The following is a 24,578-nucleotide window of genomic DNA, read 5'->3' as shown; positions in this document are numbered from 1 at the left end:
GTCGCTCCCAAAGCCGGTGGATCCGCACGCGCGTGGGCTTCGGCAATACGTGCGCCAGGCATTTCATCGGGAGTTCGTTCGCGCGTTCGAGGGCATGGACACGAAGGGGCAACGCCTGCTGGAGATCGGCTGTGGTCGTTCCGCCTGGCTCCCCTACCTCGCGCGTGAGTTTGGCTTTCAGGTCAGCGGGCTCGACTATACCGAGATTGGATGCGCGCAGGAGCGGGACATCCTCGCGAGCGCCGGCATCCCTGGCGAGATCGTGTGCGCCGATCTGTTCGAGCCTCCGGAGCGCTTCGTGGGCGCCTTCGACGCGGTGGTGTCGCTCGGCGTGGTCGAGCACTTCGAGGACACGGCGGGCTGCCTCCGCGCGTGCGCGCGCTACCTGCGCCCAGGCGGGCGCATCGTCACGGAGATCCCGAACATGCGCGGGCTCGTGGGGTGGGTGGCCAAGGTCACCGACAGGCCCACCTACGACGTTCATGTTCCGCTGGATCGCGAGGCGCTGGTGAAGGCGCATCGCGACGCGGGCCTCCATGTGCTGCGGAGCGACTACATCCTTCCGCTGGACGTCAGCCTCTTCGGCGTGGGCAGCATCGGGTCGCGCTGGCTCCGCCTGCCGGCGGTCGGCGCTGCCTCCGCCGTTGCTGAGCTCGTCTGGGCGCTCGACGCGCGCGGCCTGGCTCCCCGACCGAACGCCGTCACGTCCCCGTACATCTTCTGCGTCGCCGAAAAGAGCTGATGGCCCGACTCCATCACACCATGGAGTCTCGGGCCAGAAAGCGCACACCAGGCGCGGGCTCCATCGCTGTTATGGAGCGCCACGCGCCTCGCGAGGGGCTCCAAGCCCTGCGGGGACGAAAAGGGCCCGCCGAGGCCACGTCTCTGTCCCGATGAAGGCGTTTCTGCTTTCACGGCAAGCCCCGCCACGGCCGAGTCCGGCATAACGACATTGTCACCAGGCCGACGCACCATGGTAGACACTCACAGGTAAAATTGTTCGATGTGACTGTAAAATGTAAGCGGCAGCGGAACATTCCAGATGCTCGCCGCATTCCAAAGCCTGCTCCTGGGTTGTTCCGTGTGCTGACTTGGGGTACTAGGTGCGCACCAACAACGGGCTGTCCGCCATGGTGATAAGCTATGAATGTCGCCCGCCGCGCCGCACCTTAGGGGTGCGGGATTTCCAGAGGAGCGAGCGATGGTAAGTACGCTCACGGCGGTCATTCTGGCGCTGGTGCTCTCGTGGGCAGCGACGCCGCTCGCGCGCCGTTTGGCGGTGACGGTGGGGGCAGTGGATGAACCGACCGCGCGACGCGTACACACGCGGCGCGTCCCGCGCCTGGGCGGGCTCGCGATCGTGGCGGGTTTCGTGCTGCCGCTGTTCATCCTGGTCGCGCTGAGGACGCAGATCGGGCTGATGTGGTTCTCGCAGCACTCGCTGGTGGTGGGGCTGCTGGCTGGAGGGCTGGCGATCGCCGCGGTCGGCGCCTGGGACGATACGAAGGGAATGCGCGCGCGGCACAAGCTGGCCGCGCAGGTCCTCGTCGCGTCGATCGCCTGGGCCTTCGGGCTCCGCCTCGAGTGCGTGACGCTGCCGTACTTCGGGCATGTATCGTTCTGGCCGCTCTCGTTCCTGGTGACGATTCCGTGGTTCGTCGCCATCATCAACGCGGTCAACCTGATCGACGGGCTCGACGGGCTCGCGGCGGGCGTCGGCTTCTTCGCCTGCGTCGCGAACTTCATCACCGCGTACCTCGGCGGCTACCCCGGCAACATGGTGATCTGCCTGCTCGCGGCGACGCTCGCGGGCGCGATCGTGGGGTTCCTGTTTCACAACTTTCACCCCGCGACGATCTTCATGGGGGACACCGGGAGCATGTTCCTTGGGTTCATGCTGGCCGCGATCCCTCTCTTCGGCGTGGGCACGCACAAGGGCGGCACTGCGCTCGCCGTCATGGTGCCGCTGCTCGCGCTGGGCCTGCCGATCTTCGACATGATCTCGGCGATGGTGCGGCGTTATGTCGCTCGCCGGCCGATCTTCTCCGCCGATCGTTCGCACATCCACCACAAGCTGCTCGACAAGGGCCACTCCCATCGCAGCGCGGTGCTGATCCTGTATGGGCTCAGCCTGCTGTTCACCGTTGTCGCGCTGGTGGCGTATGTCGGCCGCTCGCTCGAGATCGGGTTCGCCCTCGTCGCCTGCAGCGTGGTGCTCTTCATCGTGGTGCGCACGGCGGGCTCGCTCCCGCTCTTCGGGGCGCAGCCGCAGGACCCCCGGCGCGCCCGCGAGGCCACCGTGGAGGCGCTGCGCCGCGCTGTGCCGTGGGCGCTGATGGAGATCGAGGCCGCGAGCGGCGTGGACAAGCTGCGCCCGGTGCTCGAGCGCTTTGCCGAGGAGGCGAAGCTCGTCGCGCTCGAGGTGAGCTCCGCCGGGGCCAACGGCAGCGCGCGCGTGAAGCCCTGGAGCTGGGAGCAGGACGCGGCGACGGCGCAGCAGCTCCGCGAGGCGGTGGTCGCGGTGTTCCCGATCCAGCTCGAGGGCGAGACCGTCGAGCTGCGCTTCCGCTGGGACAGCGAGGAGTGCGCGGTCAATCCGCAGGCCGACATGCTGCTGCAGCTCGTCGTGGACTCTGCAGAGCGCCTGCTGCTGCGCCGGCCGCCGCCCCGCACGCGGGATTCGCGCCCGCACGGGCGCTTCTCGGTGGTGTGAGGGCCGCTATCCCGCGCTGATGTGTTCGTGCCGCCGGACTGATTGAGGAGATATCGTGGATATTGCCCGCAAGATCGTTGGTCTCAACTGCAAGACGAACGAGCTCTATTATCGTTTCAGCGATCATGCGCATTACTGGAAGGTCTACCAGGGCATCGTGGACGAGGCGGTCGCGCCGGCGACGGACATCATCCACCTCGGCTGCGGGCCGCTGTGGTTCGGCAAGGTCGCGACGGTGCCTCTCGACGGCAAGACCATCTACGCGGTCGATCCGGATGAGGAGGCGCTCGCGCGCAACCCGGCGCAGCGGCATATCTGCGCGTACGGCGAGTCGATCCCGCTGCCCGACGGCTGCGCGGACGTGATCGCCGCGGACCACCTGCTCGAGCACCTCGAGCGGCCCGAAGCGGTGCTGCGCGAGGCGCACCGCCTGCTGCGGCCGGGAGGGCGGTTCGTGTTCACGGCGCCGAACCTCCTCTCCTATTCGGGCCTCGCGACCCACCTCACGCCGCACTGGTTTCATACGCTCTACGTCGGGCTGCTGCGCGGGACGAGCGGCAGCGACAATGCCAAGCCGTACCCGACGTACTTCCGCATGAACACGGTCTGGGCCGTGAAGCGCCTCGCGAAGGCCGCGGGCTTCCGCGTCGACAAGCTCGCTACCGGGGTCGACCACCCGAGCTACACGGTGTTGATCCCCGGGCTCCACCAGGCTGCGCTGGCGCTGCACCTCGTGCTCGACAAGGTCGAGGCGCTCGCGCCTTTTCGCATCACGCTCACAGGCAGCCTCGTCCGCGAGTAGCGCACGGCCTGCAGCGGTTTCCGCCCACCTCTGCACCATGCCGAGCAGAGCGGCGGTCTCCCGCACAGGAGACGGGCCCAGATCGGCGTTTTCGGCGCGCAAGCGCACTCCGGTGCGCTGAGCACCGAAAACGTCGAGGTGGGCCCGTATCCGAAGCGGGTGACCGTCGCTCTAAAAACGGATGCGAAAGCCGGCGCGCCAGGCGTCGCGCACGTCACCGCGCCCGGAGAACACCGTGGCCGCCTGGGGCTTCCGGAAGCAGGAGTGCCACACGCCCGGGCTCCGCTCGGGCGTGAGCTGGATGCCCTCGATCTCGATGGGCTGGCGTCGCAAGACGGCCTCGTCGAGCCTGAGCCGGGAGCAGGCGCTCGTCCTGCCGCCCAGGATGTCGTCGAGGACCACGAGCTCCCGAGCGGACAGCTCCACCGTCCGGCGATGCCGGGGGGCTCCGGGGAGAGCTCGATACCCGTCGTGTTCAGCCTCGACGGCGACGTGCGTCGAGGCGCGCTCGAGCCTGCGCACCCCGGCGCGCGCCCGGCGGCCGACGCGGAAGGCGCTCCACACCTCGCTCGAATCCACGTCGCCGAGCTCCACCGTGTTGTGGACGCGCGTGGAGCGGGTGGTCTGCCGGTCGCCGTCGGTCTTGTAGCTGGAGACCCCGTAGTCGACGACAGCGCGCTCTCCGCGGAGCCATAGCTCGAAGGTGAGCGCGTCCGCGTGCACGTGCCCGGGCTGATAGGAGGCTCCATCCATCCCCGCGTCGAGCGCGAGCCAGGCCCGGTCGCCGAACCGCAGGATCACCCAGCCGGTGGCCGCGAGGTGGTCGAGCGACGGCGTGTCGTCCGGCGGCGCGCCGGGGGCTGCCCGCCCGCCACCGGAGGCCCTGCCCGGCGTGAAGAGGCCGAGGTCCTCGCCGAGGGCGAGGACGTGGTCGAGCTCCGGCGCGGCGTCGAGCGACGCATCGTTGAAGAGCGGGTACGAGCCGTCCGGCGCGCGCACGGCGGCGGCCCACTCGAGCGCCCTCTCCGCCGTGGTCCTCCAGCGCTCGGGCACCTCGCGGCCGGCCGCCTGCGCGAGCTCGATGGCCTCGAGCAGCCCGGCCGTCAGCGCGAGGTGGTACGACGCGGAGAGCTCGAAATGGCCGCCGTCCGCGAGGAATTGCTCCGGCAGCTGCCACGCCAGGATCGCGGAGCCGAGCCGCCACCACGCCTCGGCCTCGGGCCCCTGGGCCACGGCGCCGCCGCACACGAGCCCGATCGCGTTCTCCAGGAGGTGATTGGCGAGCAGGTGAAGCTCGAGGCCGAGCGCGATGGCCCGACACGCGCGCGCCAGCTCGGCAGAGAGCCCGGGGCGGCCGAGGCGCGCCGCCGCCGCGAGCCGGCGGGCGCGCACCGACGCGGGAAACGGGTGCGACGCGATCGGGTCGTCCCACGCGCTCGGGGCGGGGAGGGTCGGCTCGGCACCGAGCTCATAGCCGTAGGCGCGCTCGTAGGCGTGCAGGAGCGACCCTTCGGGAATGGCGGCCAGCCGCGCGCGCCCGCGCTCCTTCTCCGCGTCGGCGAAGGCCGCGAACCGCGGGCTCGACGGGGCAAAGCCCGGCCGGAGGCGAGGCGCCAGCGCCGCGCTCGGCCCCCCGCCGAGCGCGCGGTGGCCGAGGGCGATCGGGCGGGCGAGGACCTGCAGCGGATGGAGCTGGACGAGGGTGCGGGCGATCCGCGGGAGGTTCATCGCTTGCTCCTGCTCTGGCCCTCACGAGAGCGCGAGCGGCAGAGCACGCGCTCCAGCACATCGACATACTCGCGCGCGAGCATGTCGCGCTCGAACGAGCGCATCACGTAGGCCCGCCCTGCCGGCCCCATGCGCCTTCGCCGCTCGGGATCGGAGGCGAGCTCGACGATCGCCCGGGTCATGGCCGGTACGTCTTCCGGGGGAGCAAAGACGCCGGCGCTCGCCTCCTCGACGATGGACCGCGCTTCTCCGTCGACCGAGATCACGATGGGCCGCTCCATGGCGAGGATCTCGAAGATCTTGGACGGGATGACCGTGTGAAAGAGCTCGGTCTTGCGCAGGGGAACGAGGCAGATATCGGCGGTCGCATACACCTCGGTGACCGCATCGCGCGGGAGGGCGCCGAGGAACGTCACGTTGGAGAGCCCGAGCTCCCGGGCGCGCGCCTCCAGGCTGGCCCGCTCCGCCCCCTCGCCGACGAACAGGAAGCGAATGTCGTCGCGGGCGCGCAGGCCGCGCGCCACATCGAGCACGGCGGAGAGGCCGTGCGCCATGCCGTGCGTTCCGACGTACGCCACGACGAGGCGGTCGCCGAAGCCGAGCTTCTCCCGGAGCGGCGTGTCGCGCGAGGCGGGGGTGAAGCGCCCGAGGTCCACGCCGTTCCTGATGACGTCGATCTTGTCGGCGGGGACTCCTCGCTGGATGAGCCGCTCCCGGAAGCTCTGCGTGACGACCACGATCCCGTCGGACGCCTCGTAGAGGTGCTCCTCGACGCGCGTGAGCCCGCGCACGACCGCGTGCCCGGCCGACAGCGCGCCCACGGCCACGATCGACTCGGGCCAGAGGTCGCGCACCTCGAACACGAACGGCAGCCCGCGGAGCCTTGAGAGCCCGTAGCCGGCCACGGCCGCGAGGAACTGGGGGCTCGTCGCGATGAGGATGTCGGCCTGCGGTAAACCGAGCTGCGCGAGCGAGAGCGCAGACAGGGCGAAGGACCCATACGCGAGCGAGCGGCGCACCTTGCCCCGGTTGGCGGCGGCGTAGATCCAGGTGCGGAGGACCCGGACCCCGTGGAAGTCCTCTTCCACGCGGAGCCGACCTCGATAGGCAGCCGGGATCACCCCTGTCGGGTGGTTCGGCATGCCCGTCAGGACCGTGACCTCGTGTCCGGCACGCCGCCAGGCCCGGGCGAGCTCGGAGACACGCGCGGCGGGGGCCCCGGACTCGGGGGGAAAGTAGGGAGAGACGTAGAGGATGCGCATGAGGGCTTCAGGAGGTCCGTGCGTGGGAAGCGAGCTTCGCTGCCGATGAACGAGGGGCTTCAGCAGCTCAGGATGAGCTCCTTGATCTCGGTTCCGCCATGGATGCTGTCGATGTGCCCGAAGCCGCCCTCCGTTCGCGCGAACAGCGAGGCCTTCTCGGCGTCGCGGTTGTCGATCACAAGGAGCAGCCCGTCAGGCGCGAGCGCGCGCCAGAAATTGCGCGCGGCTCGGCGGATCTGATCGTCGGAGAAATAGGCGCGGTTCAGGATGTTCGCTGCCTTGACGACCGTCGGCGCGGGGCCGTCCCACGGCTGGAAGATGTCGTGGGGCCTGAGGCGCACGCGCGCGTCACGGCGCGCGATCTCGCGGAGCCGCGGCTGGACGAGCGATACCTCCGGATAGGCCGGGTCGAACGGCGGGATGGCGCCGCGCCACCCGGGGAGCACCCAGCGCGGCCAGCGGCGCGAGCCCGCCGCTGCGGGATAGAACAGCAAGCGCGGGGTGGCGGCGAGGACGCAGGCGCCGTCCGCATCATAGAAGAACGCGCGCCCGCGGTCGTCGGCGCGCACCCGGAGCGAGAGCGCCCTGTCCGTCACATAGTACGCCTCGAAGGCGTCGCCGAGCGCGGTGATCAGATCGAGCGCCGTGCTCCCGTCGGAGGCACCGACATCGAGGACGACGGGGCTCTTCTGGCGGAGCGCTCCCACGAGGAGGGCGTCGCTCTGCCGGTGCCTGCCCGGCCGCGTCGTCTTGTAGGTGCCGCCCAGCAAGAGGACGGAGATCCGCTCCGAGAACACCTCGGGCGACGTGATCTCCTCGGGCCGGAGAAGAGCCCGCGGGTCCGGGAAGCAGACCCTGCGAGGCAGCATGCGCGCCGGCCAGCCTGAACGGTTCAAACGAAAGGGAAATCTCATGACGATAGGGACCTGGCTTCTCCGCTCTTCATGTTCCGACGCCGCGCGCCGCGCGGTCCATCCTGCGGCTTGCGGGCGCGCGGTCCCGCGTTGTCCTCGCGCCGGCCAACCCCGGTCGGCGCGGCTACCGCCCCAGCGCCGACGAGGGCCCGAGGCGCGGATCGCGCGGGCGCTGCCCGAATCTCCGGCGTGTCGGGCCTAGGGCGGCCAGCCCGCGCCGCAGGTGCGCGACCACCGAGGTGAGCACGACCGCCGCGAGCAGCGCGATCCCCAGCGACACCGTGATCTTGAGCAGCGCGGTCAGCTCGCCGCGAAACTGGTTGTACGCGAACGAGGCGAGGTTCACCGCCGCGGCGCGGGCGAGCAGGGGCGAGCCGCGCGCGCCGGCCACGAGGAGCGGCATCATGAAGAAGAGCGAGCTGAAGACCGCGATCTCGATGGCCGTGCCGGCGAGCCCGAAGTTCAGGTACCCTTCGGCGGCGGCGCCCATCGCGAAGCCGGCGCCGCGGCGCGCGAGGTCGGGGGCCGTCCACATGGCATATCGCTGCGCGAGGCCGAGCGGTCGCTCGCTCCAGAGCGGCTTGGGCACCAGGATGAGGAACGCGTTCACCCAGCTCTCGCCTGGGTAGCTGATGATGGGCGGCTGCTCGTTCACGACGCTGACGAGGTTGGCGTAGACGCGCTGGAGCTCTCCGATCTCCAGCGGGTTCTCGATCCGATCGAGGTACGCGCTGGCCGACGATATCTGCGCGTCGAGCCCGCTGCCCTGCTCGGCGCGGGCGCCTTCCACGACGATGCCGTAAAAGAGGACGCCCACCATTCCGATGGCCAGCCATACGCGTCGGATCTGGATGCCGAAGGCATGCACGGCGAGCGCGACGGAGAGGACCGTCCAGACGAGGGGGCCCCGCCGGCCCATGATCGTGTTGAGCAGGAAGCTCACGAAGAAGCAGAACCCCGCGAGCGAGACCACCCTCGGCACGGCCAGCCCCGCCTTGCGGAGCGATACGACCCGGAGGAGGAGATAAACGACGGCCACCCCGATGAGATGCCAGCCGCCGGTGAGCAGCCCTTTGCCATCCGCCTCGAGGTGATTGGAGGCGTAGTTCATCGAGAAGAACCGCCCCACGCCGATCGTGGCGATCCACGTGACCACGAGCCCCAGGCCCACCATGCCGACGAGGATCGTGGCCCAGTCCTGGTCCAGCGTCGCCTTGGGCCTGTGCGCCGGGACCAGGCGCTGCAGGTCGGGTGCTTCCTGGGGGCGGCTCAGCGCGGTGCAGGCGAGGGCGCACCCGACCGCGCCGGCATAGGCCACCCGCATGGCTGCCGTCTCATGGCTCGACAGGGAGAACTCGCGGGAGATGAGGAGGCGCAGGATGGGTGAGTAGGCGACGCTGAGGAAATAGGCTGCTGGTATGTAGGTCTCCGGATCCAGCGGATGGAACCGGGGGCCGCTGGCGCGGGCGAGCGACGGGGCGGCCAGCAAGAGCAAGAGGCCGATCGTCCATCCGCGGCCGTCGCCGAGCGCTCCCTCGAGGATCGGGCCGAGGGCCGCCAGCGTCCCGACGAGGAGCATCGCGGTCATCCGGCCGAGGGGCGTCTTCGCCCGCCGCGCGGGCGCCGCGCCGGGGGCGCGCGCAGCGCCGCGCGCGCGGGGGAGTCTCAGCGAGGGCAACGGCGGCGCTCCTCAGTTCGGCAAGGGGGGTGGAGAGGGGGGCGGAGGAGCGTCCGTCGGGGCCGGGGGCGCCGGCTCGGAGGGCGCGTGGTAATAGCCGTCCTTCCTGTCGCCATAGTAGTGGTAAACCCCGTACTCTTGGCGCTTCAGATCGACGGCGTTCAGCACGACGCCCACGGTCTTGCCGCCGACGTCGAGCAGCGCGCGGATCCCATAGCGCGCGAAGTCGTGCCTCGTCGCGGAGGCGCGCACGACGAGGACCGTGCCGTCGACCAGCGTCGACAGCACGGCGCCGTCGGTGACCGCGACGATGGGAGGGCTGTCGATGATGACCCGGTCGAAGCGGCTCTGGAGCTTCTGGAGCAGCGCCTGGAAGCGAGCGCTGTGCAAGAGCTCCGCCGGGTTCGGCGGGATCGGGCCTGCCGGGATGACGTAGAGGTTCTCCACCTCGGTCTTGAGCGCGCTCTCGTCGTCCACCACGGAGTCGTCGAGCAACGCGCTGGTGACGCCGAGCTCCGGGCTCTTGCCGAAGATCTGGTGGATGCGCGGCTTGCGGAGGTCGCAATCGATGAGGACGACCTTCTGTCCGGCCTGCGCCATGGCGACCGCGATGCAGCAGCACACGGTCGTCTTGCCCTCGCTGGGGCCGGCGCTGGTGATGAGGAGCGTCTTGTAAGGCCGGTCGGGCGACATGAAGAGCAGGTTGGTCCGGATCGCGCGCGCCGCCTCGGCGATCCCGCTCGTCGGCTGATCGTGCACGACGAGCTCGCGCCGGCCCAGCGGGGGCGCGGCCTTGCCGCGGTGGCGCGCCCTGCGGCGCTGGGCGTACTTCTGGTCCCGCTTGTCGAACTCCGGGAGGAGCCCGAGGAAGGGTAGCCCGAGCTCCCGCTCGACCTCATCCGGCGTCCGCAGCGTGCGATCGAGCATCGCCCGCGCCAGCGCGGCGCCGATCCCGAGGAGCAGCCCGGCGAGGATGCCTATCCCGATGTTGACGCCGACGCGCGGCCGCAGCGCGGTGAGCGGGAAGTTCGGCCGATCGAGGACGTGGATGTTGTTCACCCGCAGCATTCGCTGGAGATCGCTCTCCTTCGTGCGCTCCAGGACGAGCTGGTACAGCTTCTCTGTGTTGTCCTTCGTCCTGCGGAGTCGATCGTACTCGATCTTGAGTGAGTTCAGCTCGAACGCCTGCTTCTTCGCGTCCTCGAGCAGCCCCACGAGGCCCCCCTCCTGGCGCTTCACGATGGCGAGATCGCGGTTGACCGCGCCCTGAACGTTCTTGATCTCGGCGACCAGCGCGCTCCTGTTGGCGGCGACCCGCTCGGTCGCGGCGCGGACGTCGGGGTGGTTTTCACCCTTGCCGGAGCCGATGAGCGCGTCGCGCTCACGGACGCACTCCTCCTGGCGCGCGCGCAGCATCTGGAGGACCGGGCTCTGGATGAGCTCGGAGGCGGGGAGGTCGAGCGGGGTGTTCGGGTCGAGCTTCGACAGCTCGTGGCTCCGGGCCGCGAACTCTTCACGTTTCGTGCGCACGGACGTGAGAGCGTCGTTGATCTGCTTCATCTCCTCGCGCAGCAGGTTCGTCTTGTCCTCGAAATCGACGTCGAGGATGTTCTTGCTGAGCTTGTATTCGTGGAGCGACGTCTCGCTCGTCTCGAGATCGTTCTTCAGCTTGTCGAGCTGCGCCCGGAGCCAATCGACTGCTGAGTTCGTCGAGGCGACCGCGTCATCGAGGTTCTGCTCGATGTAGATGTCCATCAACGTGGTGAGGATGCGCTGAGCCCGCTCGCGATCCGCGTCGTTGTAGCGGATCACCGCGAGGCGGCTGTCCTTCACCGGCTCGACAACGAGCCGCTCGCGCAGGAGCTCCGCGGCCTCCTCCGGGGTCACGGACATCGGCCCGGGCGAGGCCGCGTCCTTCGGGAGGTCCTTCAGAAAATAGGCATCGTTCTGCAGGTTGAGCTGGGCGACGACCGCCAGCGCCACCCGGATGGACCGGATGACCTTGTACTGGGTTTCATAGTACTCGCGGTTATTCCAGTACGAGCCGGCGCCCATGTCGACCACGGTGTCGACCCCGCGGCCGAGCGGCCGAGGAGGGTTCGGATCGAACTGCACCGTCGCCGCGGATTGATAGATCTTCTTCTGCCCGAGCGTATAGAACGTGACGCTGAGCGCGACCAGGAGCAGGGTGGTCAGCGCGATGGCCCAGTGCTTGCTGACCGTTCGCCAGGTGACGACGAGGTCGAACGCGCGCTCGCCTGCGGTGTCGTCGCGGAGAGCGGTCGTGGAGGGGGCTCTGGATTCGTCGGCCATAAGTCATGCGCCCGAAGCGCCTTCGTGGAGGGTAGAGGTCCGCGCGGAGGGCTAAGGTGCCCGCGGTGTCTCCAAAATTCAAGCCGGGGTTCTCAACAGGGGGACGATGTAGCATAATGTACGCATCGTGACAATGCGCGGCCTGGCGGCGGGGAGGCGGGGTGCGGCACATTCTCGCGCGGTGCGACGCTCGCGCCGATGGAGTACACTCCGGCCGCGCGTTCGGAAGCGGAAAACGCGCTCAGGCAGTCAGAATGGAACGATCGTCCTTCATGGCGCGCGGCGCGGTCGCGAGCGCGGTTTGCTCTGCGCTCCTCCTCGAGGGGGCCTCGGCCTTCGCCGACTGGCCATCTGCCCGTCACGACGCGCAGCGCACGGGCGCCACGTCGTCCACGAGCAATATCGTGAAGCCGGCGCCCTACTGGCGGGCGTACCTCGGCGGTGTCCTCTCGACAGGCCGGGTGCTCGCAGGGGACGCGAACCAGGACGGCGATATCGACCTGCTCTTTGTGTCCGGCGGCCGCGTCGTCCTCTCCGATCCGCTGGGATTCGTCCGCTGGAGCACCCCATCGCTGGGAATGCAGACGCTGCACTCCGTCGACGATCTCGACGGAGACGGGCGGGTCGAGATCGTCGCGCTGAGCGGCGCGGGCGCGGCGGTCATCGATGGATCGAGCGGAGCCATCCTGTGGCGCGAGGACGCCTCTGAGCTCGGAACGCTCGGGGCCGCGCGCCTCGCCGATTTCAACGGCGACGGTTATCTCGATCTCTTCCTGGACGAGTGTGGCTGTTGCACCGTGCGCACGGACAGCCCGGGTGTCATCTACAGCTTCGCGGGGGGGTTCGGCGCTGTCGAGCGGTTGCCTCCTCCTCCGCGGCGCACGCATTGCAACGCGACGATCGACACGGTGGGCGACTGGAACGGAGACGGCGCGGACGATCTCCTCGTGTCCTCCTATGACCAGCTATTCCTCGTCTCGGGATCGGGGAACGTTTTTGCGGAGTCGGCCAGCATCGGCGTCCATCTCGGCGGGGCCGTCTGCGAGGCCGTGACCATGGGCGATCGGGCGAGCCCCGGTCAGCACGCGCTCTGCTTCCAGAATCGGGTCCGCGGCAACCAGGGCGCGCGCGAGGTCACCCTGCTCGCGTACAGGCCGGACGAGAGCCCGTCGCTCGCTGTGGTCTGGCGAAAGACCCTCAGCCCCAATGACGGCGGCGACGCCCGCGCCCCGACGCGCCTCGCGTGGGATCTCGACGGCGACGGCGCGCTCGAGGTGCTGGCGAGCGGCAAGGTGGGCGAAACCTGGACGTCCTTCGTGCTCGATGCCGCCACGGGCGCCGTGCTCGCCACCATTCCCGACGCGATAGCGCAGGGCGCGGTCCAGGGAGACGCCGGCTCCGAGCAATGGATCGTCACGTCGCGCGAAGAGCGCGTGTCGGCGTACCGGTTCAGCCGCGCCGCCGGAGGCTCGCTGGAGCGGCTCTGGTCGCTGGACGGCGAGCGGGTGCGCACGCGGCTCGACTGGGCGAGATCCCGCAGGACGAACCTCGCCTTCTCGCTGGTGACTCCGGATCTCACGGGCGACGGACGCGGTGAGCTCGTGCTCGAGTCGACGTCGGAGCCCGTCGGGCTCACCGCGGTCGACATGCAGGGGGGCGGGACGACGGTCGCGGCCGTCTACTCCGTCGAGCCCGGAAGCGGCATCGCGGCGCTCGAGCTGCCCGTCGCGAGCGCTCCGTCGTGGCCGCGGCTGGTGGTCTCCCGGGCCGATGGGTTCCTCACGCTGCTCGACGCGTCGTTCGAGCCCTCGAACCTCGTGCGGGAGGGGCGCGACGTCCTGCCCGGGATGCGCGTCGGCGGCTTCTACACAGGCCCGGGCGCCTTCGTCAATTTTGGCCGCGCCCCGCTCGCCGCGAGGTTCTCTCCGGAAGACGCCGCCGCCAGCGTCGTGGTCGTCGACAGCCGGGGCGACCTCGTCCGGGTCGCGTCCGACGGCGCGAGCAATGTGGCGCCGGCCAAGCCCGCCTGGCGCGTGAGGGACGCGTTTGGCGCGTCCATCGCCCCCGCCGAGGGGAGCTCGCCCGCGACGCTCGCGTGCTTCAGGCGGCTGCACCCGCTCACCGACCCGGTGAAGTACGCCGTCGCGACGCTCGACGCGAACGGCAGGCAAACGAGCGAAACTCCGCTCGAGAAGCCCCCCGCGTGGGATGTGCTGCACGGGGATCTCGACGGAGACGGCGCGCGCGAGCTCGTGGCGGTCACGGTGGATCCGAGCCTGCACACCGAGGTCGTCGCGATCGATCGGGGCGGCGGAGAGCGGTGGAAACACCGTATCGACGCCTCCGCCGGCACCCAGGCCGTCGCGATCGCCGACTGGAACGGCGACGGCGCGGAGGACGTGGCGGTCGCGATCAACAGGGCCAAGGTGCTCTCGGGTCGGAACGGCAGCCCCCTCGGTGAGAACCCGGAGACGCTGCTCTATTTCATGCCCATCCTCGCCGATGTGTCGGGAGATCATCGGCTCGAGATGACCCTGCAGGGGGGGTATGCCCCCGCGCGGGCGCTGCCGCACGACCTGAGCGCCGCGCTGTGGAGGGGCGCGGAGGACATCCGTCCCTACCCGCACGGCGCGATCGCGAGCTGCGACGGCAGGACCGTCCTCGTCGAGGGGTCGTTCATGAATCCGGCGCGGCTGACGTTCTCCGTGCTGGACGCCGCCAGCGGTGGGCAATCGAGCTTCATCGTCCTCGCGGGCGACGGCGCGTTCGACGCGGAGGACGCCGCAGCACAGGCGGGCGCCCCGATGGGCCAGCTCGGAGATGTGGCCATCTCGCGGAACCTGACCGGGCGCGCGTCCGCCGGTCCGACCGCCATCGTCGGCTCCACGAACGGCTTCCTTTATGCGGTCGACGCGTGCTCGGCGCGCCTCGTGTGGTCCTATGCTTTCGGCAGCCCCGTCGGCTCACCGAGCCTCGCGGACACCGACGGTGACGGCCACGACGACATCCTCGTGAGCGTGGCAGATGGCTACCTCTACAACATGCGACACGAGATCCTGCCGGCCCCCGAGTTCGTCTGGGATGTCGATCCGGGCAGCGGCGATCCGGGCGAGGACATCGACGAGATCGAGACCAGGGACACGCTCCACATGAGGTGGTCGAAGGTCGATGGCGCGACGTCGTATCAGGTGACGGTCGTGGGCGGGCAAGGCGATTACCTGAGCTCGCCTGCGTGGCAGGACGTGGGCGACGTCGTCGAAGCCTCGGTCGGCGGGCTGCCGCTCCTCGACGGGGCGAAGTACTACGTCGGCGTGCGCGCGGTCTCTGCCGCCGGGCTCTCGCCGGACCGAGGGTCGGACGGTGTGATCGTGAGGATGCCGCAGGGCGAAGGGGGAGGCGGCGGTGGAGCCGGAGGCGCTGGCGGCGGCGGAGCAGGAGGCACCGGCGGCGGAGCAGGGGGCGGCGGCGATGGCGGGGCAGGGGGCACCGGCAGCGCAGGTCCTGGCGGAGCCGGCGCGGCCGGATGGGACGACACGCTCCTGTACGGCCGTGGTTGCGTGTGCACCGAGGCGCCGGGGCAGCGCCCGGCCTCGTGGACGGCCGGCCTCGGCGCTATCGCCCTGGCGCTCGTCGCCCTCGGCAGGGCCCGCGGGACGGCGAGCGCGCCGCCGAGCCGCCGCGCGACCAGGGCACCTCGCGGGCGCTGGCCGCGCGACGTGCGGCCGGCGCGTTAGAAGCTCACGCCCCCGCCGAGCGCCAGCGTGAGCGCGAACGCTGCGATCAGCAGGAGCATCGCGCCGAGCGTGTACCGCCGCACAGGCGCGTCGATCACGAAGGCGAGGCGCGCCACGCCGACAAGCACCGAGGGGCCGAACACACCGAAATGGCGGACCAGGGGCGCCGGCGCCAGCAGGAGCCATCCGGCCACGCACGCGCTGCTCAGCACGCTGCCCGCCGCGAGCACGCGGCGCGAACCCGGGCCGGAGAAGTAAATGCACATGGCGTCCGTGACGAGCGGAGCCACCGCAGAGACCAGCATCGTCATCGTCATGGCGTCGCGGGCGGCGCCCGAGTGCGGCAGGCCGGGGATCCGGACCGTGAAGATCACATAGATGGCCGCGCCGAGGAGCGAGAGCAGGGCGGCCGGAGGCAGCCAGGCGCGCACGGCGCGCGCCTGCCAGGTCGCCTCGTCTCCCGACCTGCTCGCGCCCGCGACCGCGCGCGCCGCGAACGCCTGCGACGCCTGGGAGAGCACCGCGGCGAACGACCAGTAGAGCACCTGCTGCCCCACGCGATGGTCGCCGATGAGCTTCAGGTTGGCGCTGAGCGAGATCGGGTAAACGATGACGGTCGAGAAGTTCGCGATGGAGTACGGGACCGCGCGCCGGACGACGAGCATCGCGTAACGCGCGGCGCGCCGGAGCCGGGTCGGGCGCAGGAGGAGCAGCGCAGGCGAGGCGCCGGCGATCCCGATCGCGACGGCGACGGCATCGGGGCGCCCCGCAAGCGCGGCCAGCATGGAAGCGCCCGGGGAGAAGACGAGGAGCACCGCGAGCGCGTGCAGATACCGCCCCTGGAGCTGCCAGCTCGGCCAGATGCTCGGCGCGGCGGCGGCGAGCAGCGAGCACGCGCTGAAGAGCGCGGTGACCAGACCCGCCGTCCCGCCCAGCCCGGTGGTCAGCTCATGGGCGAGCGTGCAGCTGAAGGCGAACACGGCGACGAGCGCGAGGGCGCCGCCCACGAGCGCGCGGCCCCCCCTGGTCGCGAAGGCGCGCGCCCGGCGCGCGAGGGTCGGCGCGAGGCCGGCGGAGACCAGCGCGACGACGACCATCCCGCGCGACGTGTAGTTGGCGAGCGCGGCGAGCGCCGCGGGGTCGGCCGACAGCGCAAGCACCCACTGGGCCGCGAGCGAGACGGCGCGAGGCAGGATGACCGCGAAGGCGACCCCGGCGCCGCCGTGCATCCCAGCGCGCAGCAACGACGACAGCTTCACAGGGCGATTCGAAGGAGAGGGAGGAAGGCGAGGATGGCCACGATCGTGCGCAATCTACCTACGGGCTGAGCGAAGGCGCCAGCGCCTTCGCCTTCTCCTCGAGGACCCGCTTGCGCAGCGCAGGGTCCTGCCCCCCGCGCCGCTGCAGCAGGCGCTCCAGCGCCTTCGACGCCTCGATGTGCGCGCCCGCGCGGCTGGCGGCGTCGGCCAGCTTGAGGAGGCGCTCCTCGGTCGGCTCGTCCTGCGCTGCCCGCGCGTAGTAGGTCACGGCCGACGGATGGTCGTCACGCGCCGCGAGCAGGTCGCCGGCCCAGGTCGACGTCGCCGCGCACGCCGCGAGCGTGGTGCACGACGCGGAGAGCAGCTCGCGGAGCGCGGGGAGGAGCTTCTCGGACGAGGCCATCTGCGCCGCCGCGACGACCCGCAGGCGAAGACAGCCGGCCCGGTTGTCCAGCCGCTCGCAGCTCCCCGAGAGCAGCTGCTCCGCCTCCGCGCTCTTCTTGCCCAGGAGGAGGAGCCGCGCCCTCAGCTGGACCGCGAAGAACGAGTCGTCGTCGAGGCCCTGCACCGCCGCCGCGTGCGCCTCGATCTCCCGCTCGCAGGCGGCCCTCCGCCCGTCGTCACCGCCGCAGCGGGCGGAGCCCGGGGCCTCCAGCATCGCGAGCAGCGCATCGCCGGCAGCCCAGTGCGCTCCGACCCGCGCGCGGTCGCGCGCGATCGCCTCCTCCGCGCAGCGCAGGCGCAGGTCGACCTCTTCCCGGCGGTCGCCCGCGGTGGCCATGCGCTCGAGCACCTCGACCCCGGCCTTGCCTTCCGGCACGGCCCGCAGCAGCTCCTCCCACGTGTGGGTCCACTGCCGGGCGAGCCCCGCGGCCGTGTCGGTCACGCCGGGGTCGTCCTCCACGGCGAGCCGCAGGCTCAGGAGCGCCTGCTCCTTGGCGCCGCGCGACGCGAGCACCTCCGCGAGCAGGAGGTGGGCGCGCCCGTGGCGGCGTGAGCGCTCGAGCGTGCGCTGGAGCCATGGGATGGGGCTCTCACCGCTGCCCCGGAGCGCGGCGACCGCGCCGAGCAGCGGGAAGTACGGCTCCGCGGGGTGGCGGAGGATCGCCGCGCGGAGCTCCTCGCGGAAGCGTGGCCAGCCGGCGCCGCTCGCCGCGCCGGCGTCGCTCTGCGCGCGCAGCGACCGGCGGTCGTGGTCGACGTCGCGCCAGCCGAAGCGCACCATCAGGGAGACGAGCGCGAGCGCGGAGGCCACGGCGCAAGCCGCCGCCTGCCACGGCCGCCACCGCTCCGGGCCGGGCGCGCCTGCCGGAGCCTGGTGCCGCGGCCGCTCGCCATGGGCCTCACCCCAGAGCGAGCCCAGGGTCGCCGCGAGCGCGATGCTGACGCCTGGCACCTCGAGCCCGAGATCGAACAGGTTCTGGAGGACGAGCGCCGCGCAGCCGACCCAGGCGCCCAGCGCCGCCGTGCTCGCGCGCAAGGCGATCTTGCCCGGGCGAAACGCGACGCCGAACGCGACGAGCGAGGCCGCCGCGACCGGAGCACCCCACTCCGCAGCCCACTGGATCACGACGTTCTCGGCGTGTGTGAACACGATGTTCCCCGGCGACTGTCGGTACGCCGGGAACACCGTCTCGAACGCGCCGCGCCCGATGCCGAGCAGCCAGTGATCCGCGAGCAGCGGGAGCGTCGAGCGAAAGAGCGACAGCTTGTCGAGGTTGTCGTCCGCCATCTCCGCGAGCGTGCGGTTCGTCGCGGCGAGCGCGGCCAGCAGCGCGCCGCCGCCGATGGCCACGCTCAACAGCCACGCCGCCGCGCCCCGGCCGCGGGCGCCGGAGCGGTGCCTGCCGCGCCGCCGCCGCGAGAGCAAAGCGAAGAGGGCGAGGCCGAGCGGCAGCACGAGCAGCCCTCCGCGGGACGACGCGATGATGCCGACCCCGACGATCGTGGTGAGCCCGACGCCGGCGACCCAGGGCGGCAGGAGCGGCCTGCTCGTGAGCAGCAGCCCGACCCCCGAGAGGATGCCGAGGTTCAGGTAACCGGCGAGGTTGTTCGGGTTGAGCAGCGGCCCGACGTGCCATGACGCCACCGAGAACCGCGGTTGATACAGGCCGAAGACGGTCGTCGCGCCGAGCAGCCCGTGGGCGATCGTCGTGAGCGCCGCGAGGAACGCGCTGCCGAAGACCAGGGTGATCCCGAGCTTCGCGCCGCGCCGCGCGCCGACGAACGCGGCCGTGAGGAAGACGCCGGTATAGGTCAGCCATTTCACGGCCTCCACCAGCGTGGCGCCGGGGTCGAGCGAGACGCTGGCGTACCGCGGCGCCGCCTCGCCGAGCGGCATCAGGGAGCGCGACCAGATGTCGGCGCTCGCCGGCGAGAGCCGCTCGATCCACGCGAGCGGCACCGGCGCGGCCTGCAGCAGCGTGTACGCGGTCAAGCCGAGCAGCGTGAGCGCCGGCAGCGTCTTCACGGGAGACGGCTCGCCGGCGAGCGCGCTGGCGCGGAGCGAGAGCGCGGCGGCGATCGCCACGACCGCGGACACCAGGGCCAGCGTCGGCGCATGGACAGCGCCGATGGCGAGCACGGACGCGGCGACGATGGCCCCGAGCAGCCACGGGATCACGCGCTCGGCGAGCGGTGGTGCGGCGCCTCCTGGGCGGCTCCGCGCCGCGGCGCCCATCGAGCGCCGGAGCTCGGCGGGCGAACTCAGCTTCGGGCGTGTGGAGTCCGTCGTCACGGCCGGCCAGGGTAGTCGATCTGCGCCGCAGAGGGACGGGATCGCTCACCGCACCATCGAGTCGACCTGCGCACTCGCGGGATTGACCGAGAGAGTGTGAGATGACGAGCATCCATCCAGGAGCGCTGTCGCGCGGCGGCGCATGGCGGCGCGCGCCGCCGCGCATCAATGGGCCTTCCTTCGCGTTCAACGCCGAGCGGTTGATCACGAAGGGGTCGTCCAAGGCGCTGATCGAGCTCGCGCCCAACCACGCCTCTGGCGAGCAGCTCGCCGATACGACCTGCGCCGAGGAGGCGCTCGCGCAGCCTCGCCGCTCGTGTAGAGTGCGCCGCGTGCTCACGCTCTCGGCGCATCCTCTGCTCGAAGTCGCCGCCTTCGTCACGACGTTCCCCGCGCCGCTAGGCGAGCTGCAGGGGAGCGACGCGCTCCGCGGCCTCCTGTCCGACAAGGCCTCGGCCCCGTTCCGCTCGGACGACGCCGTGCGGTCGGCGGTCCGCGATCTGCTCCGGCACGGCGGCTACAAGCCGACAGGCCGGGGCAAGCCGGCCTCCGAGTACCTCATCCGCGCCGCCGAGGGGGGATCGCTCGTGGCCATCAACGCGGCCGTGGACGCGTGCAACGCCGTGTCGCTGCACACGGGCCTGCCCATCAGCGTGATCGATCTCGATCGCGCCCGCCCGCCGCTCCGCATCGAGGTCGCGCCCGCTGGCTCCCGCTACGTGTTCAACGCCTCGGGGCAGGAGATCGACCTCGAGGGGCTCCTCTGCGTCTTCGACGCGGACGGCCCGTGCGCGAACGCCGTGAAGGACGCGCAGCGGACGAAGACGCACGCGGGGACGACGCGCACGCTCTCGGTCCTCTGGGGCAGCCGCGCGCTGCCGGGCCGCGCGGCGGGAGCGGCCGCCTGGTACAAGGAGCTGCTCGCCGGCGTCGGCGCGGCGACCTCGGACGCGCCGATCGCGGCCTGATCGCCCGGCGCGCGGGCCATCGCCTCCCACGCACGCCGGCGCGCCGCCGCTGCCGCGATGCGCCCTACGGCGCCGGCGCAGGGGGATCGGGCAGCGTGATCACGCTCTCGTCCTTGTCGGTGAGCCACCGCCAGTTGTCGACGAGCCCGGTCGAATCGAGCTGATGGTCTCCGGCGTCGTATGCGCCCCACCGGATCTTGATCTCCGTGTTCGGCTCCACGGGCACCGAGGTGACCAGCCAGCTCGTACCCGCGCGGCCCTCGAACCCCGTCCCGAGCAGCTCCCGGATCCCGCGGGTGCACGCGTACACCCTGCCGTCGAGATCGCAGGGAGGGCCGCTCTCGCAGGCGCAGACGTCGATGAAGGTGCTGTTGACGCTCATCGCGTTCCACTGGCTGTCGAAGAGGATGTGACCATCGAGGAGGTTGGCCGGCCGCGGCGAGAGGAACGCGACGAAGTAATCGTTGAAGCTGTCGCAGACGACGGGCCAGTCGAACGTGACGTAATTGACGTTGAACGCGAAGCCGCGGACGTTCGACGGGACCCGGAGGGTGATCTCGACGGCGGTCGGGTCGGACGGCTTCGCGAGCACAAGATCGTCACAGCCGCGGGGGTCCTTCGGGAAGTCTTCGGGGAAATCACCTTCGTACTTCTTGTCGAAGCCTTGCGGGCTCTCGAACCCCTCGTCGCCGTCCTGCCGCGCCGTGCCGCTCGAGAGGGCGAGCAGCCGCGTGCCCGCCCTCGGCGGGACGTTGCGCCCGAACGCGGGGAGGATGCCGTGCCCGAGGTGGAAGTTGGCGAGCAGCTCGGCTTCCTGCGGCGGCGGCGCGCCGTCGACCATGACCCAGGCGGCGGAGACCACGCCCCAGTCGCGGGGCCCGGACGACATCTTGCACAGCTCGACCGCCCTCGCGGCGTTGAGCGGATCCAGGTCGTCGAGCGGGATCCCGTCGTCGCACGGCTCGGGCACGTTGTCGGGGATGCCGTCGCAGTCGTCGTCCACGGGCTGCGGCGAGGCTCCCCCTTCTCCACCGACCGTCGGGAGCTCGAGCGCTCGCGGATTGATCAGCGCGTTGCAATCGTCGCAGTCGCCTTCGAGCTCCGTGAAGCCGTCGCCGTCGTCGTCGGCGTCCGGCGAGCCGCTGCAGCCCGCGCCCCCCGCACCCACCCCCGCGGACGTGGCGACGGTCGTCGCGTCGGCCGTCGTTTCGGCTGTCGTGGTCGGTATCCCGCCGGTGCTGGAGGCGCTCGCGGCGCCGCCCTCCCCGACATCAAGGCCGCCTACCGGTCCGATGTTCCCGGTGCAGGCCGTGCCCAGACACCCTGCCGCAGTGATGAGGCTCAAGAAATTCAACCAAGGTTTCATCGGTGCTCCTCGAGGTCGCATGGAACCAGGGAGGTTCGGTCGATCCGGCGATACGGGAGTCGTCGATGATTTTATCAGCAGAAGCGGCCGCAGCAGTCAGCCCATCCCGGCAAAGGCCGGTGCTTTTTTGTGAGGTGAATGCCCACATCGTGGCACCCGCATCCGACCCAGGCGCCATGGTCACGAGCGTTCCAGGAGACGCGGGTCGTGGCGACAAAACGCAGAGCGCCGGCGCTTCCACAGCGCCGGCGCTCTCGGCCTCTCCGAGGGGCCGTCCACGGTTCGCCCCGCTCACACGCAGCGGGCGGAGCGCTCTGAACGATCAGGCCTGGGCGCCCACTTCCTTCTTGCCCTTGCGCTTCGGCTCCTTCTTGCTCCCGGAGCCGTTCGTGGTCGCGGGGACCGCGGCGAGCGTCGGGCGCAGCAGGTCCTCGGCCAGCTTGGCCGCGCGGTCCGTCTTCTCCCAGGTGAACTCGTCACGCCCGAAGTGGCCGTACGCGGCCGTCTTTCGGTAGATGGGCTTCAGCAGATCGAGCTGCTCGATGATCGCCTTCGGCCGCATGTCGAAGTTCTGCATGATGTACTTCTCGAGCACGTCCTCACCTACGCGGCCCGTGCCGAAGGTGTTCACGTGGACGCCGACCGGCTGGGCGACGCCGATGGCGTAGGCGATCTGCACCTCGCAGCGCGCCGCGAGCTTGGACGCGACGACGTTCTTCGCGACGTAGCGCGCGTAGTAGCAGGCGGAGCGGTCGACCTTCGTCGGGTCCTTGCCGCTGAAAGCGCCGCCGCCGTGCCGGCCCATGCCGCCGTAGGTGTCGACGATGATCTTGCGGCCGGTGAGGCCGGCGTCGCCGAAGGGGCCGCCGACCACGAAGCGGCCGGTGGGGTTCACGTAGATCTTCGTGCTCCGATCCATCAGCTTGGCCGGGATGCACTTCTCGATGATCAGGCTCCGCACCGCGTCGACGATCGTCTTGTGCTTGACCTCGGGGCCGTGCTGCGTCGACACGACGACGGCGCTCACGCGCACGGGCGTCTGATCTTCGTACTCGATCGTGACCTGGGTCTTGCCGTCGGGGCGCAGCCAGTCGAGCTTCTTGGATTTGCGGAGATCGGCGAGCTTCCGGGCGAGGCGGTGGGCATAGCTGATGGGGGAGGGCATCAGCTCCGACGTCTCGTCCGTCGCATATCCGAACATGAGCCCCTGGTCGCCTGCCCCCTGCTCCTTGAAGAGGCCCTCGCCCTCGGTGACGCCGCGGGAGATGTCGGGCGACTGCTTCTCGATCGCCGTGAGCACCGCGCACGTCTCGTAGTCGAAGCCCATCGCGGCGTCGGTGTAGCCGATGTCCTTGATGGTGTTGCGCACGACGACCGGCATGTCGACCCACGCCGAGGTGGTGATCTCGCCGGCCACGACGGCCATCCCCGTCTTCACCAGGGTCTCGCACGCGACGCGGGCCGTCGGATCCTTCTCGAGGATCCCGTCGAGAATGGCGTCGGAGATCTGGTCGCACACCTTGTCGGGGTGTCCTTCGGTGACGGACTCGGATGTGAACTGGTAACGGCGCATGAATCGCTCCTTCGGCGGACTCGAAATCGGACCTCTACGCATAGTTCGAGCGCGGGGCACCGTCAACGCGAGCCGCGGCCTTCCGCGGACAAAAGCGCCGGCCGGACGAGCTGCCTCCGGGCTGTCGGTGTGGGCTGTCGGTGTGGACGGCGCCGGGCGCTGTCGCTGTCGAGCTGCATCGACGTTTCCGACGTTTCGCGCAGGCTGCTGCCTGGGCAGCACTCTCACTCGGCTTCCCTGCTTCCCTGCTTCCCTGCTTCCCTGCTTCCCGGTGCGTCCGCGCTCCCTGGCCAAGACGCTGCGCTGCCTGCGGGGAGCTCGCCGGCGGGATCGCCCGCGAGACCGGACGAGCGGGGGGCGTCGGGCCGTCGATCCGGCGCGCTCCCGGAGGCGCGCCGTCAGAGGCTATGATGCCGCGCATGACGTTCGACGAGATCAAGGCGTGCCTCGAGCGCGAGGGCTGGGCTGTGGAGGTCGTATCCAGCGACACCATGCGCAGCGACTTCCAGGGGGCCGAGCGGCTCTTCCCGCTGTTCGTGCGGCTCTCACCCCCCTTCGTCGTCTTCGCGGTGATCCCGTTCGTGCGGCTCCCGATGGAGCTCGAGGAGGGCGACGGGATCGTGCGGCGCCTGCTCCAGCTGAACCGCGAGATCAACATGGCCAAGCTCTCGGCCGACGAGGAGGGCGACGTGATTCTCAGCGTCGAGTACCGCCTCGAGGACCTCGATCCGAGCGAGGTGCGCGACGCCGTCGATGTGCTCTCTTTCTACGCGAACAAGCACTATGCCGAGCTCGTGGCGCTCGCCGCGCAATGAGCGGTAACCGGCCCCGCTTCAAGGCAGGATCTGCTCTTCTCTGGGCTTGAGCCCCTCGTGCGCCCTTAGCTCGGTGCGCACGACCCGGACGCGCCGCACGTCGCGCCCGCGGACGACGGTGAGCTCGACGGCGCTCCCGACGGCGCCGCGGAGCCGATCGCGCACCGCTGCCGACGAGAGATCCCGGACATACACGCCATCAATCATCATGATCTCGTCGCCCGGGATCAGCCCCGCTCGCTCGGCGGCGAGGCCCGGCGGCACGTCGCGCACGTAGAGCGCCAGCGACTCGTTATCTCGCCCAAGGACAGCCCCGATGGATCCCACGCTCGCGGTGCACCCTGCGGCCACGAGCAGGAGCGCCGCGCTCCAGGACCTGTTTGCCACCGGGGCACCATAGCGCCGAGGAGCCCCGGCGCGCCGCCATTCTCGCAGGGCGCTCCCGGAGCGCGCGGCGGGACGCGGCCGCCACGTCAGACCGGCTCCAGCGGACGCGCGCGCTCGTCGAACGTCGCAGCGCCGCAGGCGAGAGAATGCGATTTTACAGGAAGGGAGCGCCCGAGTGTGCCTGTCGCGTCCGCACGCGAGGTGCGAAACTCGGTTCTCGGTGGGGCTTCAGGAGCGCAAACAACTACGCGGCTGGTCGCCGGAGGCGCGGGATACGCCCTGGAAAGCGCGGCGTGGCGCCGGGACGCGGGCTTGCAACGACTGTCACG

At 70.8% G+C, this 24,578-nt stretch carries 16 protein-coding genes; 6 read left to right on the top strand and 10 right to left on the bottom strand.

Annotation, left to right across the window (positions count from 1 at the left end; genetic code table 11):
* Positions 1 to 49: 49 nt before the first annotated feature.
* From WMF12_RS38145 to WMF12_RS38135, 3 genes are all read left to right on the top strand, one after another.
* Positions 50 to 742, top strand: coding sequence for a class I SAM-dependent methyltransferase (locus WMF12_RS38145; protein WP_049876490.1), 693 nt, complete (start codon positions 50 to 52; stop codon positions 740 to 742).
* A 405-nt stretch (positions 743 to 1,147) separates the two neighbouring features.
* Complete coding sequence (locus tag WMF12_RS38140; RefSeq protein ID WP_437853130.1) at positions 1,148 to 2,713, top strand: glycosyltransferase family 4 protein; 1,566 nt, start codon at positions 1,148 to 1,150, stop codon at positions 2,711 to 2,713.
* Positions 2,714 to 2,768: 55 nt separating this feature from the next.
* Complete coding sequence (locus WMF12_RS38135) at positions 2,769 to 3,515, top strand: class I SAM-dependent methyltransferase (RefSeq protein ID WP_437545233.1); 747 nt, start codon at positions 2,769 to 2,771, stop codon at positions 3,513 to 3,515.
* Positions 3,516 to 3,686: 171 nt separating this feature from the next.
* On the opposite strand, the gene WMF12_RS38130 is transcribed toward WMF12_RS38135, so the two are convergent.
* The 5 genes from WMF12_RS38130 to WMF12_RS38110 form a co-directional block, all read right to left on the bottom strand.
* Positions 3,687 to 5,243, bottom strand: coding sequence for a heparinase II/III domain-containing protein (locus WMF12_RS38130; RefSeq protein WP_437853128.1), 1,557 nt, complete (start codon positions 5,241 to 5,243; stop codon positions 3,687 to 3,689).
* Positions 5,240 to 6,505, bottom strand: a complete 1,266-nt coding sequence (locus tag WMF12_RS38125) for a glycosyltransferase family 4 protein (RefSeq protein WP_437853126.1) — start codon at positions 6,503 to 6,505, stop codon at positions 5,240 to 5,242. Before WMF12_RS38125 ends, WMF12_RS38130 begins: the two co-directional genes overlap by 4 nt.
* Positions 6,506 to 6,564: 59 nt before the next feature.
* Positions 6,565 to 7,374: a hypothetical protein gene (locus tag WMF12_RS38120; RefSeq protein WP_044966717.1), complete on the bottom strand. Its 810-nt coding sequence runs from the start codon at positions 7,372 to 7,374 to the stop codon at positions 6,565 to 6,567.
* A 169-nt stretch (positions 7,375 to 7,543) separates the two neighbouring features.
* Entirely contained in the window at positions 7,544 to 9,097 is a 1,554-nt protein-coding gene (locus tag WMF12_RS38115; protein ID WP_437853124.1) for a hypothetical protein, read from the bottom strand.
* A 12-nt stretch (positions 9,098 to 9,109) separates the two neighbouring features.
* Complete coding sequence (locus tag WMF12_RS38110; protein ID WP_437853122.1) at positions 9,110 to 11,410, bottom strand: GumC family protein; 2,301 nt, start codon at positions 11,408 to 11,410, stop codon at positions 9,110 to 9,112.
* A gap of 254 nt (positions 11,411 to 11,664) precedes the next feature.
* On the opposite strand from WMF12_RS38110, the gene WMF12_RS38105 reads away from it, so the two are divergent.
* Complete coding sequence (locus WMF12_RS38105; protein WP_437853120.1) at positions 11,665 to 15,144, top strand: FG-GAP-like repeat-containing protein; 3,480 nt, start codon at positions 11,665 to 11,667, stop codon at positions 15,142 to 15,144.
* Here the strand turns inward: WMF12_RS38105 and WMF12_RS38100 are convergent.
* A complete protein-coding gene (locus WMF12_RS38100) occupies positions 15,141 to 16,403 on the bottom strand; it encodes a hypothetical protein (RefSeq protein WP_437741632.1) in 1,263 nt (420 codons plus the stop codon). The genes WMF12_RS38105 and WMF12_RS38100 overlap by 4 nt on opposite strands.
* A 58-nt stretch (positions 16,404 to 16,461) precedes the next feature.
* Complete coding sequence (locus WMF12_RS38095; RefSeq protein WP_437853118.1) at positions 16,462 to 19,140, bottom strand: O-antigen ligase family protein; 2,679 nt, start codon at positions 19,138 to 19,140, stop codon at positions 16,462 to 16,464.
* Between the two features lie 332 nt (positions 19,141 to 19,472).
* Here WMF12_RS38095 and WMF12_RS38090 point away from each other — a divergent pair, with 332 nt between their 5' ends.
* A complete protein-coding gene (locus tag WMF12_RS38090; protein ID WP_437873937.1) occupies positions 19,473 to 20,108 on the top strand; it encodes a phenylalanine--tRNA ligase beta subunit-related protein in 636 nt (211 codons plus the stop codon).
* Between the two features lie 64 nt (positions 20,109 to 20,172).
* Here WMF12_RS38090 and WMF12_RS38085 read toward each other — a convergent pair whose 3' ends face one another.
* Both WMF12_RS38085 and metK read right to left on the bottom strand, forming a co-directional pair.
* Positions 20,173 to 21,474 carry a hypothetical protein gene (locus tag WMF12_RS38085; protein ID WP_437853115.1) on the bottom strand — a complete coding sequence of 434 codons (1,302 nt, stop codon included), beginning with the start codon at positions 21,472 to 21,474 and terminating at the stop codon, positions 20,173 to 20,175.
* A 322-nt stretch (positions 21,475 to 21,796) separates the two neighbouring features.
* Entirely contained in the window at positions 21,797 to 23,047 is a 1,251-nt protein-coding gene (gene metK / locus WMF12_RS38080; RefSeq protein WP_437741629.1) for a methionine adenosyltransferase, read from the bottom strand.
* Positions 23,048 to 23,466: 419 nt separating this feature from the next.
* Between metK and WMF12_RS38075 the strand changes: the two genes are divergently transcribed.
* Entirely contained in the window at positions 23,467 to 23,862 is a 396-nt protein-coding gene (locus tag WMF12_RS38075; protein ID WP_437741628.1) for a YbjN domain-containing protein, read from the top strand.
* Between the two features lie 18 nt (positions 23,863 to 23,880).
* Here the strand turns inward: WMF12_RS38075 and WMF12_RS38070 are convergent, their stop codons facing one another.
* Positions 23,881 to 24,249, bottom strand: coding sequence for a PDZ domain-containing protein (locus WMF12_RS38070; protein WP_231864455.1), 369 nt, complete (start codon positions 24,247 to 24,249; stop codon positions 23,881 to 23,883).
* Between the last annotated feature and the right edge of the window lie 329 nt (positions 24,250 to 24,578).

It is taken from the genome of Sorangium sp. So ce363 (genome assembly GCF_051520435.1).
In the GTDB taxonomy this organism is placed as follows: Bacteria; Myxococcota_A; Polyangia; order Polyangiales; family Polyangiaceae; genus Sorangium; species Sorangium cellulosum_B.
The sequence above is the reverse complement of the archived record's forward strand: the minus strand, read 5'-3'. Positions and strand labels throughout refer to the sequence as shown.

Coding starts and splice junctions, on each gene's coding strand:
- WMF12_RS38140 (WP_437853130.1), top strand. CDS start 1,148: ATGTCGCCCGCCGCGCCGCACCTTAGGGGTGCGGGATTTCCAGAGGAG.
- WMF12_RS38130 (WP_437853128.1), bottom strand. CDS start 5,243: ATGAACCTCCCGCGGATCGCCCGCACCCTCGTCCAGCTCCATCCGCTG.
- WMF12_RS38125 (WP_437853126.1), bottom strand. CDS start 6,505: ATGCGCATCCTCTACGTCTCTCCCTACTTTCCCCCCGAGTCCGGGGCC.
- WMF12_RS38120 (WP_044966717.1), bottom strand. CDS start 7,374: ATGCTGCCTCGCAGGGTCTGCTTCCCGGACCCGCGGGCTCTTCTCCGG.
- WMF12_RS38110 (WP_437853122.1), bottom strand. CDS start 11,410: ATGGCCGACGAATCCAGAGCCCCCTCCACGACCGCTCTCCGCGACGAC.
- WMF12_RS38105 (WP_437853120.1), top strand. CDS start 11,665: ATGGAACGATCGTCCTTCATGGCGCGCGGCGCGGTCGCGAGCGCGGTT.
- WMF12_RS38085 (WP_437853115.1), bottom strand. CDS start 21,474: ATGAAACCTTGGTTGAATTTCTTGAGCCTCATCACTGCGGCAGGGTGT.
- metK (WP_437741629.1), bottom strand. CDS start 23,047: ATGCGCCGTTACCAGTTCACATCCGAGTCCGTCACCGAAGGACACCCC.
- WMF12_RS38075 (WP_437741628.1), top strand. CDS start 23,467: ATGACGTTCGACGAGATCAAGGCGTGCCTCGAGCGCGAGGGCTGGGCT.